The 20,712-nt window shown below is 45.4% G+C and carries 15 protein-coding genes; 10 read left to right on the top strand and 5 right to left on the bottom strand.

The features are described 5' to 3' along the window. Window positions 1–78 precede the first annotated feature (78 nt). From HMPREF1254_RS05745 to HMPREF1254_RS05735, 3 genes are all read right to left on the bottom strand, one after another. Complete coding sequence (locus HMPREF1254_RS05745) at window positions 79–510, bottom strand: Hsp20/alpha crystallin family protein (RefSeq protein WP_023057684.1); 432 nt, start codon at window positions 508–510, stop codon at window positions 79–81. Window positions 511–687: 177 nt separating this feature from the next. After that, complete coding sequence (locus HMPREF1254_RS05740; protein WP_051331287.1) at window positions 688–1,155, bottom strand: energy transducer TonB; 468 nt, start codon at window positions 1,153–1,155, stop codon at window positions 688–690. A gap of 2 nt (window positions 1,156–1,157) precedes the next feature. After that, window positions 1,158–1,613, bottom strand: a complete 456-nt coding sequence (locus HMPREF1254_RS05735; protein WP_023057683.1) for a hypothetical protein — start codon at window positions 1,611–1,613, stop codon at window positions 1,158–1,160. A gap of 303 nt (window positions 1,614–1,916) precedes the next feature. Here HMPREF1254_RS05735 and HMPREF1254_RS05730 point away from each other — a divergent pair, with 303 nt between their 5' ends. From HMPREF1254_RS05730 to HMPREF1254_RS12155, 10 genes are all read left to right on the top strand, one after another. Beyond that, a complete protein-coding gene (locus HMPREF1254_RS05730) occupies window positions 1,917–3,341 on the top strand; it encodes a hypothetical protein (RefSeq protein ID WP_023057689.1) in 1,425 nt (474 codons plus the stop codon). A gap of 558 nt (window positions 3,342–3,899) precedes the next feature. Beyond that, a complete protein-coding gene (locus HMPREF1254_RS05725; RefSeq protein WP_023057647.1) occupies window positions 3,900–7,220 on the top strand; it encodes a SusC/RagA family TonB-linked outer membrane protein in 3,321 nt (1,106 codons plus the stop codon). Between the two features lie 56 nt (window positions 7,221–7,276). Further along, complete coding sequence (locus tag HMPREF1254_RS05720) at window positions 7,277–9,040, top strand: RagB/SusD family nutrient uptake outer membrane protein (RefSeq protein ID WP_231385813.1); 1,764 nt, start codon at window positions 7,277–7,279, stop codon at window positions 9,038–9,040. A gap of 873 nt (window positions 9,041–9,913) precedes the next feature. Beyond that, a complete protein-coding gene (locus HMPREF1254_RS05715) occupies window positions 9,914–11,365 on the top strand; it encodes a lipopolysaccharide biosynthesis protein (protein ID WP_023057655.1) in 1,452 nt (483 codons plus the stop codon). A gap of 70 nt (window positions 11,366–11,435) precedes the next feature. Continuing rightward, the gene (locus tag HMPREF1254_RS05710) at window positions 11,436–13,262 is read left to right on the top strand and encodes an aminotransferase class I/II-fold pyridoxal phosphate-dependent enzyme (RefSeq protein WP_023057645.1); all 1,827 of its coding nucleotides are present in this window, start codon (window positions 11,436–11,438) and stop codon (window positions 13,260–13,262) included. Continuing rightward, window positions 13,263–14,273, top strand: a complete 1,011-nt coding sequence (locus HMPREF1254_RS05705; protein ID WP_023057635.1) for an NAD/NADP octopine/nopaline dehydrogenase family protein — start codon at window positions 13,263–13,265, stop codon at window positions 14,271–14,273. 10 nt (window positions 14,274–14,283) lie between these two features. Then, a complete protein-coding gene (locus HMPREF1254_RS05700; RefSeq protein WP_023057643.1) occupies window positions 14,284–15,117 on the top strand; it encodes a LicD family protein in 834 nt (277 codons plus the stop codon). A gap of 6 nt (window positions 15,118–15,123) precedes the next feature. Next, complete coding sequence (locus HMPREF1254_RS05695) at window positions 15,124–16,149, top strand: hypothetical protein (protein ID WP_023057681.1); 1,026 nt, start codon at window positions 15,124–15,126, stop codon at window positions 16,147–16,149. A gap of 48 nt (window positions 16,150–16,197) precedes the next feature. Then, window positions 16,198–19,404, top strand: coding sequence for a S41 family peptidase (locus HMPREF1254_RS05690; RefSeq protein WP_023057687.1), 3,207 nt, complete (start codon window positions 16,198–16,200; stop codon window positions 19,402–19,404). Window positions 19,405–19,461: 57 nt separating this feature from the next. Then, window positions 19,462–19,578, top strand: a complete 117-nt coding sequence (locus HMPREF1254_RS12155; protein ID WP_197053250.1) for a T9SS type A sorting domain-containing protein — start codon at window positions 19,462–19,464, stop codon at window positions 19,576–19,578. Between the two features lie 160 nt (window positions 19,579–19,738). On the opposite strand, the gene HMPREF1254_RS05685 is transcribed toward HMPREF1254_RS12155, so the two are convergent. Both HMPREF1254_RS05685 and HMPREF1254_RS05680 read right to left on the bottom strand, forming a co-directional pair. Beyond that, window positions 19,739–20,401, bottom strand: coding sequence for a SprT-like domain-containing protein (locus HMPREF1254_RS05685; RefSeq protein WP_023057648.1), 663 nt, complete (start codon window positions 20,399–20,401; stop codon window positions 19,739–19,741). After that, entirely contained in the window at window positions 20,394–20,654 is a 261-nt protein-coding gene (locus HMPREF1254_RS05680) for a hypothetical protein (protein WP_196806292.1), read from the bottom strand. The genes HMPREF1254_RS05685 and HMPREF1254_RS05680 overlap by 8 nt, the downstream gene beginning before the upstream one ends. Between the last annotated feature and the right edge of the window lie 58 nt (window positions 20,655–20,712).

Here is a 20,712-nt window from a genome sequence, read left to right as displayed (position 1 = left end):
CCCAATTTTCATCCACGCAAAAGCCCCACAATCCGTTTAGATTGCGGGGCTTTCTCTATCTAAATATCAAAGTAATGATTACTCAACGGTGATTTGCTTGCCTAATGTCTGTACAATTTCCTCACGTTTCGGCAAGGTAACCGTCAAGACGCCATCCGACATTTTTGCGCAAATTTTCTCTTTGTCTACGTCATCTGGCAAAATCAGGGTCTGCTCAAAGCTTGAGTAACTAAACTCTCTACGCAAGTAGTGAGCCTTCTTGTCCTCTTCTTTGTTCTCCACCTTCTTTTCCATCTTGATAGTCAAATTTCCGTCGTTATCGATATTCACGACAAAATCATCTTTCTTCAAGCCGGGTGCAGCCAACTCTACCACATACTCACCGTCATGAGCAATGACGTTGATGGCGGGTGCTGTGCTGTTCAATCTTGGTGCAAGACCTGTATCAAAAAAGTCATCAAACACACTTGGTAACCATGAATTTCTGTTTCTTACTGGTAACATAAACATTTCCTCCTATTTTTATATTGTTTATTTTTATTTGCTCTTTCGAGTTCACTAACCATTGTTGCAAGGAGCGTACCAGCGAAGAAATTGTGTCATTATGACATACATTCCATTGTTTAGTCCAAAAACCAAGCCATTATGTCAGCTGTTTAAGACTTTTCATCCAACTCAGTATCAGCGTTACGGACATGCAGGACAAGGGTTTTCCATGCGCTTCACCCTACATGTTTGCTTCACTTTCATTCTGATTGGCACGTTATAACGCATACTGACTGGTCTACCCAGTAGCATGCAAGGTTTCCAACGCTTCATGTGTTTCATTTCTCTAATAATGATTTTATCAAACCTTGGGTCTTTCGAACGATACACTTTGAAATCTTTGCAACGACCTTTTTTATCGATAACAAAACTCACCACCATGGTTCCCGTTAACGTAGAGTCGACCTTCATCAGCTTAGGAATCACCCTATCGCTCACAAATGCCATCAACGCTTTTTGCCCTCCAGGATAAACAGGCATCACCTCGGGATCGGAAAATATCTTATCCGACGGTTCAACATACTTCGATGAGCCCACACACTGTGCCGACATTGCCGCCCAAACAGCCATCATGAGCCAAAATAACAACACACTTCTTCTCTTCATCATATTTATTCTTTAGTTTTGGGAACAGTATTTTTTTCATTCTCACGCTCCCTCTTAATCGTGATAGGAAGGTTAAATTTTACAGGCATAGCCTTGCCTTTGAACTTACCATGGGTCCACCTCCGCTTCTTTTTCAGTCCGTTTAAAAATAAGGTATCAATCTCGGGAGCCACCGATTTTACCACTTTAAAACTGTCACAAGCGCCATTTTCCAGAACGACAAACGAGATCAACAACTTTCCTTCTGCCGAGCTTTTAAGACTGTTCAGCCCGGGAGCCACAGAATCAATCACCCATTGGCGCAAGGCAACTGTTCCACCAGGATAAACAGGTATGTCGTCAATGACAGACCAACATATGTTTCCATCTGGTCGTGGCAAGCTTTTCTTGTGACTTTGCGACCACGTCATCTGAAAAACAACGAAGCAAAACATAACCAACAAAATACCATATTTCTTCATATCTTATCTTTTTTAAACATTGTTCCATCCTTTCAAAAAGTACATCCGCACCGTCTATGACCGAGGAAACCAAAGACAGGTGCGAACTGTACTTCAGATTTGCATATAGCTTTCGCAGACAAAGATACAACTTCAGACTGCTCTTGTCAATAGTCAGACAGTCATTGACACACATAGAAAATACAAACTTCTGACCGTCAGGTATTTAAAATACCGCCAACATCTCTTTTGACACATCAAAGAACGAATATGAATTGTTTTTTATATCTTTGCCCTGAACAAAAAAGACCAAAACACAGCCGTATGCAAAAGATATTCGTGATGCTGCTTTCTGCCACACTTCTACTCGGCGCATGCAACCCGAGCAGCCAAAAAAGCGCCCTTCCCGCACCCGAGCAGCAAGCCCGCACCTACATTGACAGCGCCCTGCAGTATATCGACCAACACAACTTAAAGGCTGCCATGGTGCAACTGAAGCAAGCCGAGCGACTGATTCCTGCGCTCGACAGTGCCAAAACCATCTTCCATATCTACCAATATATTGGGTGGATCAATGAGAACAGCGGTGCCAACGAACTGGCCCTGCAATACCAGAACCGCGCCCTAAAATATGCCATGACGTATGGAAAGCCCGAACACATCGTCGACGTTCTGGTGAACAAGGCCAATACATTTTTCAATATGGAGCTGCCCGACAGCGCCCGCAACGCCACCAAAACAGCCATGCTGTATTACCACAAGGTTGGCAGAGGGCAGCAGTCGGTCATCCAAAAGCACCTGGCTCATTACGATCTGCTGCGCGATTCGCTTGCATCAGCCGAGCATCACGCCTACCAAGCGTTCATGCTGGCACAAGACTCGTCGGCCCTTGGCAACGCACTCACGCTACTCAGCCAAATCTACACTCGACAAAACCAGCCTGAGAAGGTAAGGCTCGTCATGTCGATGATGTCGAAAAGAAACAACTCTACCATGGCGTACAACCGACTGCTCGCCGAAACGCACTTGCACGAGACACACGGCGACTACCGCAAGGCATACGAATCAATGCTGCGCCTCAAAGCACTCGACGACTCGCTTTACTCGGAGAAGACGCACACTGACATCATCAAGGTGCAAAACGATTACGACAACGCCGTGCTACAATTAGACCGTGCCCGCCAACGATACCGCTACTCAGTCGTCATCATCGCCCTCATGCTGCTACTGTTTGCCCTCTCCTACTGGTACTACCGACGCAATCACCTGCTATACAAACGATTCCAAGAGCAAATAGCCGACATCAAGGACGAACTGCACACACGGCTTTCGGCCAAAAACCTCACGATAGAAGAGATGAAACAGGCGATGGACAGCCGGCTAAAAGAGTTGGAGCAACTGAAACGCAAGCTACCCCCAGCCATGCAGGAAGACCGCAATTATGAGTCGGTGGCACAGATCAAGCTGGGCATCGACGTGCTTGATGCCATCCTACATAATGGTAACATCAGCCAGTTTGGTAAGAAAGAGCAGGTTGCCGTGGCCAGCATCATGTCCAATATCGATGCCGAACTGGCTGAACTGCTCAACAACCAGTCACTGGCACTGACACCCAAAGAAACATTTTTCTGCATCATGGAACGCAATGGCATGGCCGACAGCGAGAAAGCAAAGGCATTCTGCTGCTCAGAACAAGCCGTAAGGTCTACCAAAAGCCGGCTGCGAAAAAAAAATAAAAGACACCAGTAGCCCACTCACCTCCATACTGTAAATTGGTGAGTAGCATTCCTAATCCATCTGTGATAGTTAATCCTTCGCTTAATTACATTCGCAACAACTTTTCAAAATAACGTTTTGACAAAGTCCAAATAAACACTATAATTATTCTACCTACACCTATAGCTATTTGCAATTAATAACACCTCTCCATGCTTTAATTCTTAGTGTTAACTTTATTGATTTACTGGTATTCAAGCATTTTCAGCAAGGATATTAGCTATCTTTTAAAACGTTAACATTTACAAACATTTACATAATTAGAGTTAAACAACAACAACTTTTACTACTATAATTTATGATTTGTTATACCTTTGTGGTCGACACGATAGTCCATGAATCAGTACATATTTTGTACAACATGGGCATAACAAAACAATCAGTTACATTCTATTAATTTTACGCTATGAACAGAAAGACATGAAAATCCTTTGATTGAAAAGGCCTAACAAACGGCTTTTCTCTTCTTACCTTAACCTGAGAGAAGAACTTTGCAGATAAAACACGATTATCTCACTTAACTTTTAAAGTATGAAAAACTTTTCAGAAAAACCTAATTTAAGAAAAATTGCAGAACTAATGTGCGTGATGGCCTTCTGTGTGATTCCCACTTTTGCAAATCCAAATCCCGAAATAAACGCAAACAAGGTACAGACTGCCGTTCTGCAGCAAAACAACAAAGTGGTAAAGGGGCATATCGTTGACGATAGTGGCGAACCTCTTATTGGAGTCAGCGTGAAGGAACAAGGAACCGGCAACGGAACAGTAACCGATGTCGATGGCAACTTCACATTACGTTCAACAGGCAAAAGCCTTGAAATATCTTATGTGGGATTCCAAAAACAGGTGGTTACTCCGCAGCCCAACATGAACATTGTCCTCAAGGCTTCAAATAAAGAACTGGAAGAGGTTGTAGTAGTAGGATACGGAACACAGAAAAAGGTAAACCTAACAGGTGCGGTAGCTTCCGTTGATTTTACTAAAGAACATTCGCGTCCTGTGACAACAGCTACAGGAGCATTGGCTGGTATGTCTGCAGGTTTGCAGGTTATTCAGTCGTCGGGTCGTCCTAACTCAGAAGGTTTTGGCATCCAGATTCGTGGCAATGGAACTCTCAACAACACATCACCGCTTGTGTTAGTCGATGGTATGGAACAAAACCTTTCCGATGTAAACCCCAACGACATTGCGACCATCTCCGTGCTGAAAGATGCTGCAAGTTGTGCCATCTATGGTAACCGCGGTGCCAACGGTGTCATTCTCGTCACTACAAAGTCTGGTGAAGGAGGTAAGACACAAGTGAACTACTCTGGCAAATTTTCATTTAATACACCGTCTCGTTTGGTACGATTCGTGAGCAATTATGCTGACTACATGGAATTTATCAATGAGGCCGCTGCAAACACAAACAACAACGCTATCTATTCTGAAACAACAATCCAGAAATGGCGCGAAGCAGAGAAAAATCCAAATGGAGTGGCAGAAACAGGATATCCTAACTATGTTGCTTATCCTAACACGGACTGGATGGACGAGATTTACCAGACGAAACTCATGCAAGAGCATTCTGTATCGATTCTCGGCAGCGAAAAACGCTCCAATTACAACATCTCTATGACTTATCTTGACAACCCAGGTATCATCGTAAACTCTGGTGTCAAGAAATACTTCCTTAACCTTAACCTCAAAAGCGACGTGACAGATTGGCTGCAAATAGGAGCTCATGCATGGGGTAACCATACCGACCAAGACCGCAACGATGTCAACAACCTCACCAAATGGTCATTCCTTAAAGCTGTTCCAGGCATGTATCCTTATTACGATGGCAAATACGGTGGCGTAGAAGCACCAGAAGAAGATACGGCAGCAGGCAATCCATTACTCAACCTGAATGGACAGGGCGATTCCTACTACAAGTTCAACCATTTCTATGCAACGACACACGCTCAGGTAAAGTTTCTCAAAAACTTTACTCTCAAAACACTGTTCGGTTATGACTACTACCAAACACGCCACAAATATAGTAGCATTGGGCATGATGCTTACAGCTTCAGCCGCGGAAAGTATGTCAACTTTGCCGGTCCGCTCAACTCCATGAATGTATATATCTATAACAACCAGTACTATAATTGGAAATGGACCAATACCTTGGCATGGGGAAAGACTTTTGACGAAAAGCATGATGTATCGGCACTCGTTGGTTTTGAGGAAGGCAAGTATTACGCAAGCAACTCTGATGTACGTAAACAAGGTATCATTGATGCAAAGATTACCGACCTCAGCACGGTTACCACAATGGGTTATATCTACGGCGCCGACACGCAAAATCGCTTCCGCTCTTGGTTCGGCCGAGTAAATTACGCATACGACTCAAGATATCTTTTTGAAGCCAACTTCCGCTATGATGGCTCATCCAAATTTGCAGCAGGCAATCGATGGGGATTCTTCCCATCAGTATCTGCTGGATGGCGCATCTCAGAGGAAGCATTCGCAAAGAATTCAATCCTTGGCTCATTCCAGAACTTGAAGCTTAGAGCCTCGTGGGGACAGTTGGGAAACAACTCTGTTGGCGACTACGCATATACTACCAATTACTCACAACGCTACACCATCATGAACGGGACAAAGGTCGGAGCTCTCTACATGGGCACTCTGCCTAACAACAACATCACATGGGAAAAAACGTCTACTTTCAACATCGGACTTGATTTCTCTACACTCAACAACCGACTGACGGGTACGATTGACTACTACGACAAGCTAACTTCGGGCATTCTCTTCCGGCCTGACATCTATCTTACATTAGGGGACAAAGAATCACCTTATGAGAACCTTGCCGAGGTAAGCAACCGAGGACTTGAAGTTACACTGGGTTGGCGTGACCACATTGGTGAAGTATCCTACAGCATATCAGGTAACGTAACCTTCAACCGCAACCGCGTAACTAAATACAAAGGAGCTCTTGAGCGTGGTTGGATAACCGATGAAACAGGCAAAAAGGTGTATAAAAGCAACCTCGGTGAAGTTTCAACTGGTGGTGATAACCGCATCGTAGAGGGACACCAGATTGGTGAGTTCTACATGTATCATACTTATTCTGGAAACGGCTCTTATTTCAATTCAGATGGCTCCGTCAATAAAGACGGCGGACCAAAAGACGGAATGATACGTACAGAACAGGATATGAAATGGCTGCGTGCGATGGTAGATGCGGGATATACTTTCCTGCCTAATAGAAATATTGCAAAGAACGGCATCTGGTACGGCGACTACATCTTCGCAGATAACAACGATGATGGCGTGTATGGTGACTCCAACGACAGAGACTTCTATGGGGTATCTTACGATCCGAAAGTCAACTTCGGTCTGCAGGCCTCTGTCCAATGGAAGGGATTCGACTTGTCTATGAATTGGGCAGGTGCTACAGGTTTCAAAACTTACTGGCGTGAGATAGGACAAAATTCAAGTTGCGCCGTTTATGGCCTACAGTTGCCTAAGGAACAAGCCTATAACCACTATTTCTACGATCCAGAAAATCCGAATGCGGCCAATACCAACCTTACTTCCGCTACCCCACGTCTGACGCTTCAGAACCCAAGCCAGAGTGACAACTTGCCTAGCAATCTCTACCTATACGACTGTAAGTTTATCAAACTCCGCAACTTGACATTCGGTTACACCATCCCGAAGTCAATCACCAATAAGTTCTACGCTCAAAATGTACGCCTATACCTATCTGGCGAAAACCTCTTCACCATCACCCCATTCAAGGGAATGGATCCTGAGATGCGTGCAGGTGCTGGATATGCAACCATGAGACAGTTCGCATTTGGTATTAACGTAAGCTTTTAATCATCAAAACAAGGAGAAATTTTATGAACAATAACATATTCAACAAATGGTCCAGAATGGCTTTTATAGCTAGTGGACTGATTCTTGCTAGCTGTAGCCAAGATTTCCTCGACACCACACCTACCGACCAGGTTGCTTCATCTGTAATTTGGACTTCCAAAAATCTTGCAGAACGTGTAGTCAACGGCATCTATGAACACATGACTTACGAGTACCGTGACAACCCATGGCTCACATGCAACATGACAGATGCTTTTACTGAAATAGAAGACGAGGACATGAACTGGGTAAACGGTAATGCTCCGTTGCTCATGGGATCTTCTACAGCATCAAGCGGCATCTATGCGGACATGTGGAGGAAGATGTATGAAACCATCTACCGCTGCAACGATGTCATTGACCATATAGACCAGGTTCCCGATATGACGGATCAGGAAAAAGAGAAAGCCAAGGGTGAAGCGCTCATCGCACGCGGATGGCACTATTACCGTCTGAACGTACTCTATCGTGGCGTACCCATCTATGAACATGTTTATGACAACACCAACTGCACCAAAGCACGTTCAACGGCTGATGAAGTTTGGAAACAGATAATTGACGACTGCACCAATGCCATCAACAACCCAAGTCTCCCAGACAAGAACGCGACAAATGATGCCAACTGGGGACGCATGACCAAGGGAGCTGCCTATTTCTTACGAGGACAGGTATATCTCTGGCAGAAAGAATGGGCAAAAGCTGAAGCCGACTTCAAAAAGCTTGGAAGCATAGGCTATAAGCTTTTCAACAGCTATGGACCGATGTTCACGGTTGAAAACGAGAAAAACGACGAGTACATCTTACAATACCAATACACCGAAGACGAAAGCTGTGGCAACTTCTTCAGCTGGACTTACGGTAATCGTAACTCTAAGGGATACTCATGGAACAACTACATTCCAAACCCCTACTTTGTAGACTCCTACCAAAAGGCTGACGGAAGTAAGTTTAACATTGACGATATTCTTCCGGGATACACGAAAATGAAGCCGGGAGCACGCGTGGTATTTTACCTGCGCAACGGCTTGACCGATGAAGAAATCAAGGCTTTCCAGAAGAAATATGAAGCTGATGGCATCGACATGAGCAAATATCTGCCTGATGGTAACGAGGAACGGTTGGCGAAAGTTTATAACGACCGTGACCCACGTATGGCACAAAACTTCATTCTGCCTTACTCTCACTATATAGGAGGATGTACCGGTCAGGACATCAAATACACCCTGCGCTGGCCATATCGAGGTTCAGATGGTGCTGAGCCCTACGACCTTCGCACCGATACCAACGACCGCTTCTACTACCTATGGCGTAAGTTCGTGTGGGTAGGTGCAAGCCTCAAGGACCAAGGGCGTTCACCTATTGACATCCCAGTATTCCGCTATGCTGAGGCATTGCTTGGACTTGCCGAAGCTCTCAACGAGCAAGGAAAGACCGATGAGGCCGTGAATGTACTGAACCAAGTACGCAATCGAGCTGGAGTGGCTCCGCTCACCATGACTGCAGGCAAACCTACATCCGTAACAGGTACTGACAATCTGCGCACACGCATACAAGATGAGTACGGATGGGAACTTGCAGGCGAAAATCGCATGTTCTGGCACGAGCTCCGTTGGGGTATTTGGAAGGACAAAAAGTTCAACAAGGGCAATGGTATGACCGAGATATGGGGTACAAAGCGTTACACAAACACTTTCCAAGGCGATTATTCCATCTTATGGCCTATTCCTCAAAAGGAACTTGAAATGAACGCCAATCTGAAACAAAATCCAGGTTGGTACTAAACCTGCAATTAACATACTGTAGACATATCCTCATTATTTGACAAACGGGGGTAGGATAACAGGAAGTAATTCCGTTGTCCTACCCCTTTTTATTCATCAACACTTATTCTCAGTTCTTTCAGCTTGTGTGTTCACAGAGTTTATCAACCAGATTACATTTACTTCTGAACGATAAGGTAACTACATGTTTCGTCTGGAATACTTAGACGGAAACTTCGTAGGTTTTATGAAGAAAAACAACTTTCAATAAGAAACATAAAGAATGAAAAAGATTTTTTGTCATATAAATCAAATTCCTTTTTTGTTCGTTTTTCTTCCCTAATTTTAACACTTCTGGAACCTCACAAATAGAAAAAATATAGGGGATATTTTGGATGTTCCGTAGCCTTAATTGGGCTATAAGCATGACTTTGATTGGTTAACCCATTGAGTTAACTGGCCAATATCAATGCAATAACATGCCTAACCCTTTGTTTTTCCTACGCAAAATCATGGTTTTTGCGGCCATTTCGCATTGTTTTTTCGACTAAATGACGTCCCTATTTTTATAACACGCTGATTATCAACCATTCCCATTTTTCGCGTATTTGCGAGCAAGTATCCATCTCGTTACAAATATGCTCGTATTTAGAGAGCGATTGTCAATATATTTCGGTTTTTTTAAGACGATTTTTTCATTGCATCGGAATGACACGGAATGACACGGATATGCAGTGAAATTCCGTGAAACTCCGTTGCAACATAAATCATATTCTTACAACTAAACAACCTGTTCAAAACAAATGAAAGAAGTGTGACGACAAGACCTTATAAAAGAAAAAAACTTGTACTTCTGCCTAAAAACAAGTACTTTTGTAAACAAATTCCCTGCGGATGACAGAGACACTCAAAGAGAAAACGGCAAAAGGTATATTTTGGGGGGCGATGAGCAACATCACCCTGCAATTGGTAGGCGTGGTGTTTGGCATCATGCTGGGTCGTATCCTGTCCGACGAAGACTATGGCATGATGGCGATGATAGCCATTTTTCAGTTGGTTGCCATTGCCCTTCAAAACAGTGGGTTCACGGTAGCCATCACCAATATGAAATCCCCTACCCACGATGACTACAACGCTGTATTTTGGTTCAACATCTTGGTTGGCGGCACCTTGTACATCCTTTTGTTCCTATCCGCTCCTCTGATAGCCTCTTTCTACGACACGCCAGCCCTGACATCCTTGTGCCGATACAGTTTTTTAGGCATCCTCTTCGCCTCGTTTGGCACCGCCCAATCGGCATGGTTGTTCAAGAACTTACACGCCAAGCAGCAAGCCAAAGCCAACATCGTTGCCGTATTGCTGTCGAGCATCACGGGAGTACTGATGGCGTGGGGCGGTTTTCGTTATTGGTCATTAGCCACTCAAAGTTTGGTGTACATCCTGCTGTGTACCCTCCTCTATTGGCATTATTCGCCTTGGCGACCCTCCGTACACCACATTTCGTTTGCTCCCGTGAGACGAATGTTCAAGTTCTCATTCAAAATCCTACTCACCACGCTCATTACCCAAGTCAACAACAACGTGCTGAACATTCTGTTGGGCAGGTTATACACCAAACACGACGTGGGACAATACAACCAAGCCTACCAATGGGACAGCAAGGGATTTCAGTTGGTGCAGAGCATAGTGAACCAAGTAGCACAACCTGTACTCGTTGAACTGAAGAGCGAGGCCGACCGACAGCTGCACGCTTTTCGCAAGATGATGCGCTTTTCGGCATTTATCAGTTTCCCTCTCTTGTTGGGATTGGGACTGGTATCGCGCGAATTCATCGTGCTTACCATTACCGAAAAATGGCTTCCCAGTGCCCAACTCCTTCGGCTGTTGTGCGTGAGTGGGGCTATCTTCCCCCTCATCACACTGATGTCGAACCTCATTATCAGCAAGGGAAAAGCCAATATCTACCTTGGTTGCACCGTTGCCTTGGGCGCATTGCAAATCCTCCTCATGCTATTGCTGTGGCCCTACGGCATCCGCAACATGGTTATTGCCTATGTATGCCTCAACGTGAGTTGGCTTTTTGTGTGGTTCTACTTCGTGAGAAAGTCCACGGGATACACGCTTCCGCAGTTTTTTAAGGATGTGTTGCCCTTTGCAGTCAGCGCATCTGTGGTGATGGTTGTGACCTACTATGCCACGTTGAGCATCACTCATCTGCTCCCATTATTAGTCGTCAGAGTGATAATGGCAGCTGTTTTGTATTACGTCATCATGCGCGTTGCCAAAGCAGAGATACTCCGCGAATGCCAAACAGCCATTCTTTCTAAATGGAAGAAAAAGCACTAAGGACATCCCCTAAATCCATATTTTTATGTATATTTGCTCATTATTGAAAATCAAAGCAGAATTTTAACACATGCAAGCCATTATATTAGCCGCCGGAATGGGGCGTCGTTTAGGAAGCTACACCAAGGAGAACACCAAATGTATGGTACCCGTGAACGGAGTAAAACTCATTGACAGGGTACTTACCCAACTATCGCAGCTCAACCTACAACGGGTTATCATTGTAGTGGGATACAAGGGACAAAAACTTATAAAATATCTTGACCACAGATACGACGACAAACTGAAAATAGAGTTTGTTAACAATCCCATTTACGACCGCACCAATAACATTTACTCGTTGTCGCTGGTAAAGGAGCAGATGCAGGAAGATGACACCATTTTAATAGAGTCAGACCTTATCTTCTCTGACCGGTTGTTCAAGATGCTGGTAGATAACGAGCGTCCCAACATTGCACTGGTGGCAAAATACGAGACATGGATGGACGGTACCATGGTGCGCATTGACCAAGATGGCAACATCGTGAACTTTATTCCTAAAAAGGCTTTCAACTACAACGAAGTGGCATCGTATTATAAAACCGTCAACATTTACAAGTTTAGCAAGGAATTTTCTAAAAATCAGTACGTTCCTTTTCTCGATGCCTACTGCAAGGCTTTGGGAAATAACGAATATTACGAACAGGTGTTGCGCGTGATTACACTCTTGGACAAAACCAACCTCAAGGCACTTGACATTGGCAATGAGAAGTGGTACGAGATAGACGACGTGCAAGACTTGGACATTGCAGAAACCATTTTTGCTAAAGACGACGAGATGCTCAAGCGGTATAACTATCGCTATGGCGGGCACTGGCGTTTTCCAAAGATGCTGGACTACTGCTATTTGGTAAACCCATACTTTCCTTGTGAGCAGATGAAAGCCGAGATGAAAGCCAACTTTGACACCCTGTTGACCGAATATCCATCGGGTATGTACGTTAACTCGCTGTTGGCAGGCAAGTGTTTTGGCATTAAACAAGCATACATGGTGGTGGGCAACGGAGCAGCAGAACTCATCAAGAGCCTTATGGAGAACGTTAAAGGCAAGGTGGGCATGGTGTTCCCCACCTTTGAGGAATATCCGCATCGACTGCAAAAAGAGCAGATAGTATCGTTTGTTCCGCCCTTGGACACGCTGCAATATACTGCCAACGACTTGATGAATTTCTACAAAGACAAGTCCATAGACATGCTGTTGCTCATCAATCCGGACAATCCCTCGGGCAACTTCATACCCAAAGCCGACGTTGTAAGGCTGGCAGCATGGTGCAAGGAGCGAAATATACAGTTAGTGGTTGACGAGTCGTTTGTTGACTTTAGTGATGACTTTCTACACAACTCACTTCTCTATGATGAGACATTGGAAGCCTATCCCAACCTGTTGGTCATGAAAAGTATTTCAAAATCGTACGGCGTCCCTGGACTTCGGTTGGGAATCTTGGCTACCTCACAACGAGAAACCATTGCTCGCATCAAGAAAGACGTGTCAATATGGAACATCAACTCGTTTGCCGAGTTCTTCATGCAGATATACAATAAATATCAAGCACAATACGAAAAGGCGTGTCAGCAATTCATTGACGAGCGCAATCGCTTTGCCCTACGCTTGAAGGAGATACACTTTTTGCGTGTTCTACCAAGCCAAGCCAACTACTTTTGTTGTGAGGTAAAACCGCCTTATACCGCAGCCGAGCTGACCAAACAACTATTGGCACGCTTTGACATCATGATAAAAGATTGCAACAGCAAGACATCACTCAAAGGATTGAACTATATTCGCATCTCTATCCGCAACCAAGCGGACAACGACCAACTAATCACAGCATTGCTCAACCTACAAAACGAAACCATATAAATGAAAATATGTATTTGCGGAGGAGGTAACTTAGGGCATGTGGTGGCTGGCTTCTTGGCTGCACAGCCTACTCATGAGGTGAGTTTGTTGACACGACATCCCGAACGGTGGACGCATCATTTGCTCATTGACACCCCCAATGGAGAGGTGTTAAAGGGAGAGTTATGCCACATCAGTACGCATGCCAAAGAAGTAATACCTTCGGCAGAGTTGGTTTTGCTGTGCCTCCCAGGATATGCACTGCACGACACACTGGAGCAAATAAGTAAGTACCTGTCGCCCCACGTACCTGTGGGAAGCATCGTATCGAGTACGGGATTCTTCTTTGAAGCGTTGGACATCTTGCCCGAAACCACTCCTCTTTTTGGCTTTCAGCGCGTACCTTTCATTGCCCGAACCACTCAATATGGACATCGAGCATCGCTGTTGGGCTATAAGCCTCAACTCAATTTAGCAATTGAACGAGGTGGCGAGGCTACCGAAGCATTAAGGGAAACATTGCAAGAAATGTTGCATACCCCCATCAGTCTGTTAGATAACTATTACGAAGCGAGTTTGACAAATAGCAATCCGCTGTTGCACACCGCTCGTCTGTACGAGCTATGGCACACTTGGCACAAGGAGATTGTATATAAAGAGGTGCCACTTTTCTACACCGATTGGACCGATGAAGCCGCACAATTATACATCCAAATGGATGAAGAACTTCAAACTCTATTGAGTAAATTAAAGGTAAAGCAGGGCGCAATACCCACTGTTCTCGACTATTACGAGAGTACGGATGCACATAGTTTAAGCAAAAAACTGTCGTCCATTACTGCCTTTCAAGGCATACCTGCACCCATGAAAGCCGTTGAAGGAGGTTATCAACCTGATTTTTCCAGTAGGTATTTCACAGAAGACTTCCCCTATGGACTGGCTATCATTCACCGATTGGCGCATCAACACGGTGTAGAGGTTCCACATATCGAAAAGGTTTATGAATGGGGGATGCGACAATTGTCAAAATAAAACAGCAGTCATGAACACACCACTCATACCACACGAGGAACTGCGCCAACGCTTCAATCCTGACGGCTCGTTGCTACGCCGCCAACAGATGCGCATGCTGCACATCCTTGTTGAGGTTGATAAGATATGCCAACGCCACAACATTCGGTATTGGCTCAGCAGTGGAACATTGATAGGTGCTGTTCGACATGGCGGCTTCATCCCCTGGGATGATGACTTGGACATTGAGATGATGCGCTCGGACTACGAGCGACTTTTGGAAATTCTGCCTCACGAACTGCCCGAAGATTTGGCATTGCAAGCCCATAGTACCGACCCAAATTATTGTTACCATTACGCAAAGGTGCGCGACCGTTGTTCCTATATCGAAGAGAAGCCCAACTACGACCGCTTTTTTAAGCATCGTGGCATCTATATAGACATCTTTCCTTTGGAGAAGCAACACATGTGGACACACAAACTCTCGGAACTTTCCTTCGGTCATGCGTATAAACTCATGCGTACCTACAAGGGAAACGACGAGGAGTGCATGAAAAAAGTGAAACGACTGTATGCGTGGAATGTAAGATTTATCTACCCATTATTGCGCTTGGTGAATCGCATCACTGGCGCAAAGACCATCACCAGCGGACTTGGTATTCCGTTTCACAATCCCCGATATGAAGAGGATATATTCCCATTGACAACCCTTGTGTTTGAAAATCGTCCGTTCATGGCTCCTCATGACAGCGATCGCATGTTGCGACACATTTATGGCGACTATATGAAGCTGCCCGATTTAAGCCAACTGAAGCCTCATACAGGCAGCATTGAAATATACAATAACGAAACCAACAAACATTGATAGGACATGAAACAGCCTGCAAAAACAGACGTGGCGGTACTGATACTCTTCTTTAACCGTCCCAAGGAACTGGGCAACTTGTTTGAACAAATCAAACTGGCTCGCCCCAGCAAGTTGTATCTGTATCAGGATGGACCACGCAACGACAGCGACTTGCCACGCATGGAAGCGTGCCGAAAGCTGCTCGATGATGAGCAGATTGACTGGGAATGTGAGGTACATCGCAACTACCAAGAGGTGAACAGGGGCTGCGACCCTTCCGAATATCTCTCCCAAAAGTGGGCATTCACCCATGAAGACAAGTGCATTGTCTTGGAAGATGACAACGTGCCTGCCCTCTCGTTCTTCCCTTTTTGCAAAGAATTGCTTGACAGATATGCACATGATGAGCGCATCGGCATGATTGCGGGCATGAATTACGATGAAGAAACACAGGGGATTCCCGATGATTATTTTTTCACCACTACCTTTAGCATCAGTGGTTGGGCATCGTGGAAACGGGTAGTTGACAAATGGGACGCTACTTATTCGTTCCTTGACGACAAGTACAATCGGCAGCAGTTGGAAGCCCTTATTAAAGAAAGGAAATACCAAAACGACTTTATTGAGTTTTGCGAGTATCACCGTTCGGTGGGGAAAGCTTATTACGAAACGATTTTTCATGCAGCCATCTTCTTCCATTCGCAGCTCTGCATCGTTCCCCGAGTGAACATGATTAGCAATGCTGGAGCTACCGAAGACGGTGTTCATCTCAGTGGGAGCAACGACGACTTGCCCAAAGCCATTCGAGGAATCTTCACCATGCAACGCCACGAACTGTCGTTTCCGCTGAAACACCCACGATATGTCATTGAGAACGTGGGCTACAAGCACCGCATGTTCCGCATCATGGGCTGGGGACATCCTTGGCTCAAGATAGGACGATCGATAGAAGAGCTGTTCATCAACTTGCATAAAGGAAATTTCAAACGCATCAAAGAGGCGATGGTCAATCGGATGCGGAAACTATGTGGCAAATCCAAATGGGACTAACAATAGCTTAAAAGAGAAGACATCTAAAACAATAAAAAACCTACATTTATGAAAAAAACACTCATACTGGCTGCCCTCACACTATCTCTATCTGTGGCAGCCCAAACCAATCCATTGTGGATGAAACATACTTCGATCTCTCCCGATGGGCAAACCGTTGCGTTTTCGTACAAAGGCGACGTATTCACCGTACCCGCTTCGGGCGGTCAGGCACGACAACTCACCTCGAATGCAGCATACGATTCCTACCCCATTTGGAGCCCTGACGGCAAGAAAATTGCTTTCGCATCGAGCCGTGAAGGTAGCTTAGATATCTTCGTAATGGACAAATTCGGTGGCGAACCCAAGCGGTTGACCACCCGAAGCACCAACGAAACTCCCATTGCATGGCGTGACAACGAACACATCCTGTTCTGTGCAGCTATCATGCCAACAGCAAAATCTATCTTTTTTGCCAGCAGTCAGTTCCCACAGGTGTACGAAGTAAACTTGAAAGGCGACCGCCCAAAGCTCTTCTCTGTTGTGAACATGGAGGACTTGAGCATCAACCAAAAGGGTGAGATATTGTATCATGACAAGAAAGGATACGAAGATGCCTTCCGCAAACATCACCGCTCGCCTATCACAAGGGATATATGGCTCAATCAAAATGGTAAGTTTAGCAAACTTACTACCTTCAATGGGGAGGATCGTACACCACGCTGGGCACCCGATGGCACCTCTTTTTACTACCTAAGTGAGGAAGACGGAACCTTCAATGTGTACAAACGAGGCATTTCGGGAGCTGACAAAACACAAATTACTCACCACACCAAACACCCCGTGCGCTATCTATCAGTGGCACAAAATGGGCGGATTTGTTACAGTTACGACGGTGAGATATACACCCAAATGGGGTCGGCTGCACCACAAAAAGTAAATGTGAGCATTACTGCCGACCGTAATGACATCGACTTGAGTCGACAGATAAAGACATGGGGAGCGACAGAGATTGCTCTTTCCCCTAACGGGAAGGAAATAGGATTCGTACTGCATGGTGACGTGTATGTAACCAACATCGAATATAAAACCACCAAACAAATCACTGATACACCCGAACAAGAGCGTTCGATTGAATTCTCTCCCGACGGACTGGCGATTGTCTACGCATCAGAACGAGAAGGGTTGTGGCAGATTTACCAAACCACCATGAAGAACAAAGCGGAGAAACAGTTTGCGTATGCCACCGACTTACAGGAAGAACGCCTTATCCATTCGGCTTATACCTCTTTCCAACCGCAATACAGTCCCGATGGGAAAAGTATTGCCTTCTTTGAGAACAGAGGTACGCTCAAGGTGCTTGATGTAAAGAGCAAGAAAGTAAGAACCGTGATGGACGGTAAATATGTTTACTCTTATAGCGACGGAGATATTTGGTTTGAATGGAGTCCAGACAGCAAGTGGCTCATCTCCAATTATATCGGAACAGGAGGATGGAACAACCAAGACATTGCCTTGATTGACGCAGAAGGTAAAAAGCCCATTTATAACCTCACGCAAAGTGGTTACAATGCCGGTAATGGAAAATGGGTATTAGGCGGAAAAGCCATCATTTTCCAAAGTGACCGAGCAGGCTATCGCAGCCACGGTAGTTGGGGAACGGAAGACGATGTGTACATCATGTTCTTCGACTTGGACGAATATGAGAAGTTCAAGATGACGAAAGAGGAAAAGAGCCTCCTCGACGAAGCAGAGAAGGAGAAGAAAAAAGCCGAAGAGCCAAAGACGGTAGACGTAACGGTGAAGAAGAAAGAAAAGAAGGAAGAGCCTATCAAACTGGACTTGAACAACTGTCGCGACCGTGTGCTTAGGCTCACTGTCAACTCATGCCGATTGGGTGATGCCGTGCTGAGCAACGACGGAAACGCCCTCTATTATCAGGCTGCATTTGAAGGTGGGTTCGACTTATGGAAGCATGATCTACAAGATAAGAGTACAAAAATTGTGTTGAAAGGTGTTGGAGGCGGCGGAATGCTGGCGGACAAAGACTTCAAGAATCTGTACCTGTGCTCTGGAGGAGGCATCAAGAAAATAGATATAGGCAGCAACTCGTCGAAAAATGTTGACTTTGAAGCACGTTTCAACTACAAGCCTTATCAAGAAAGGGAGTACATGTTCAACCACATTTGGCAGCAGGTGAAGGATAAATTTTATAAGGTCGACCTGCACGGTGTCGATTGGGAAGGCTACAAAAAGAGTTATGCACGGTTCTTACCTTATATCAACAACAATTATGACTTCAGCGACATGCTCAGCGAAATGTTGGGCGAACTGAACGCATCTCACACGGGTGCCCGCTATTTTGGCGGTGGTGCCAACCTTAGTACAGCCACCTTGGGTTTGTTCTACGACCAAACTTACGATGGAGATGGACTGAAAGTCGAGGAAATTATCAATCGTGGACCTTTCTCAGTGAAGAAAACAGGGGTTACCAAAGGCTGCATCATTGAGAAGATAGACGGTGAACCGATATTGAAAGACAAAGACTACTACTATATGTTGGACGGAAAGTCGGGTCGCAATGTCAGGGTATCGGTGTACAATCCCACCACTAAAAAGCGTTTCGACGTAACGGTGAAGGCCATTAGCAAGGGCTATCAAGACGAACTGCTGTACAGACGATGGGTGGACAGGAACCGCCAATTGGTAGACAGTCTGTCGCATGGACGGTTGGCATACGTACACGTCAAAGCCATGGATAGCGAGAGTTTCCGTACTGTATTTCATGAATTGCTGAGCGATAAGAACAGAAATCGTGAAGCTGTGATTGTAGATGAGCGTCACAACGGTGGCGGCTGGCTGCACGATGACTTGTGTACGCTGCTCTCAGGCAAGCAATATCAGAGCTTTGTCCCACGTGGACAGTTCATTGGAAAAGACCCTTGGAACAAATGGACCAAGCCTTCGTGCGTCATGGTGTGCGAAGATGACTACAGCAATGGTCATGGATTCCCGTTCGTGTACAAGGAGTTGGGCATTGGAAAACTGATTGGTACGCCAGTTGCTGGTACTATGACCGCCGTTTGGTGGGAAACACTCATCGACAACACCATGGTCTTTGGCATCCCACAGGTAGGCTGCCGGGACATGCGAGGCAACTTTGGAGAGAACACACAACTCAATCCTGACATCGAAGTTTACAACACTCCAGAGGATTATATCAATGGCAACGACCAACAGTTGAAACGGGCTGTTGAGGAAATGTTAAAGAAATAAGTCAAGACTTGAGGTGCTTTATCAACATGCAAGACTGATACCTTTGGTACAAAAGTGATGATACAAAAGCATCCCAACGCTCGCCTATCCCTCCAAGCACTGCCAGCGGGCATGTACATCGTAAGGGGGATGTGCGACAAGACTCCTGCTGTGTTGAAGATTGTCAAGAGATAATCCCTCATAACACATAGAACAGACCCATCCTTATCACCGAACAATCGGTGCGGGATGGGTCTGTTTTCTTATTTTCAATGAAAGAACAACGAACCAAACACAACCACGGTGTGTGTTACGAACTTCGTGAGTAACACGAAAAGAGAAATGACAAAACAAATCAAACATCCTTCAGAGGTGTGAGTTTAGCAATGAGTTCGTTTCGCATTTCCACCGTTATCCTCCTGCCCCGAAGGCTCCTTACCACCGGAAAGCCGTCAAAATAAGCATCTGAAGACAGGTACCATGCGTGCTGTTTCACTTCTGACAGCCGTTGCAGCTCGTGTTCCATCGCAGACGCATACTTGGGGTTGACCACCGAAACGAAATGCCCCCGTCCCTGTACCTCAAGCAAGAGGATGAGCCGAGGCGTGGCTGATGATTGCACGGAGGCGGACTTTGCCTCACTCATCCGAGAGCTGACGCTGATTTCCCAACCATACTTTTCATTCAAGTTTTTCATCATCTGACGAAAAACTTTACCATGTGGCGAGGTGTCCACAATGCCTTTGTAGGCGATATAATAATGAATCATCTCGTGCAACAGCACGTTCTGATATTGCCGTTCGGTCTGATTATAATAGGTACTGACGTGAATGGCATAACGGCAAGGCCTGTATCCTTTCCAGGTAAGCTTATGCTTGCACGACATGCTGCCGAGCCTTGTGCGCGACTGCGATAACGAGAGTCGGGGACGGGGCAACGCATTGTCAAAATACAAGCGGTTGAAAGTGTCAAAAGACGCATGCAACCAGGCCTCATCAATCACAACCGTATCATTCATGTTGACAACAATTTACTGAAGTGGTTGACGTCAAAGCTGCTGCCAGATATTCGGATTGGGTGCCAATTCTGAACTTTCCTCCCCAAATACCAAGACCATTTATTGCGAAACGCCACTGCGCCCAGCCGTTCAGCGAGGCACCGTAGGCTTTCTCACAATAAGCACTTCCCAGCAAGGGAACCACCAGAAAAAGAATGCCCCAGAGCTTCATGAATGAAAAATAATTGTGTGTGAAAAGAGGGTGATCAGCCATGCTGTCCTCCGCTTTCATCCGTAAGTGAATGTGATTTGCACCACAAAGGTATGCAAAA

Source organism: Prevotella sp. BV3P1 (assembly GCF_000479005.1).
Lineage (GTDB): Bacteria > Bacteroidota > Bacteroidia > Bacteroidales > Bacteroidaceae > Prevotella.
This window is presented reverse-complemented; position numbering and strand designations above follow the sequence as displayed.

Excerpts from the sequence above, each read along its gene's own strand:
- HMPREF1254_RS12155 (WP_197053250.1), top strand. The coding sequence starts at position 19,462 with ATGATACAAAAGCATCCCAACGCTCGCCTATCCCTCCAAGCACTGCCA.
- HMPREF1254_RS05745 (WP_023057684.1), bottom strand. The coding sequence starts at position 510 with ATGTTTATGTTACCAGTAAGAAACAGAAATTCATGGTTACCAAGTGTG.
- HMPREF1254_RS05740 (WP_051331287.1), bottom strand. The coding sequence starts at position 1,155 with ATGATGAAGAGAAGAAGTGTGTTGTTATTTTGGCTCATGATGGCTGTT.
- HMPREF1254_RS05695 (WP_023057681.1), top strand. The coding sequence starts at position 15,124 with ATGAAACAGCCTGCAAAAACAGACGTGGCGGTACTGATACTCTTCTTT.
- HMPREF1254_RS05705 (WP_023057635.1), top strand. The coding sequence starts at position 13,263 with ATGAAAATATGTATTTGCGGAGGAGGTAACTTAGGGCATGTGGTGGCT.
- HMPREF1254_RS05720 (WP_231385813.1), top strand. The coding sequence starts at position 7,277 with ATGGCTTTTATAGCTAGTGGACTGATTCTTGCTAGCTGTAGCCAAGAT.
- HMPREF1254_RS05730 (WP_023057689.1), top strand. The coding sequence starts at position 1,917 with ATGCAAAAGATATTCGTGATGCTGCTTTCTGCCACACTTCTACTCGGC.
- HMPREF1254_RS05700 (WP_023057643.1), top strand. The coding sequence starts at position 14,284 with ATGAACACACCACTCATACCACACGAGGAACTGCGCCAACGCTTCAAT.
- HMPREF1254_RS05680 (WP_196806292.1), bottom strand. The coding sequence starts at position 20,654 with ATGGCTGATCACCCTCTTTTCACACACAATTATTTTTCATTCATGAAG.
- HMPREF1254_RS05735 (WP_023057683.1), bottom strand. The coding sequence starts at position 1,613 with ATGAAGAAATATGGTATTTTGTTGGTTATGTTTTGCTTCGTTGTTTTT.
- HMPREF1254_RS05715 (WP_023057655.1), top strand. The coding sequence starts at position 9,914 with ATGACAGAGACACTCAAAGAGAAAACGGCAAAAGGTATATTTTGGGGG.
- HMPREF1254_RS05685 (WP_023057648.1), bottom strand. The coding sequence starts at position 20,401 with ATGAATGATACGGTTGTGATTGATGAGGCCTGGTTGCATGCGTCTTTT.
- HMPREF1254_RS05690 (WP_023057687.1), top strand. The coding sequence starts at position 16,198 with ATGAAAAAAACACTCATACTGGCTGCCCTCACACTATCTCTATCTGTG.
- HMPREF1254_RS05725 (WP_023057647.1), top strand. The coding sequence starts at position 3,900 with ATGAAAAACTTTTCAGAAAAACCTAATTTAAGAAAAATTGCAGAACTA.
- HMPREF1254_RS05710 (WP_023057645.1), top strand. The coding sequence starts at position 11,436 with ATGCAAGCCATTATATTAGCCGCCGGAATGGGGCGTCGTTTAGGAAGC.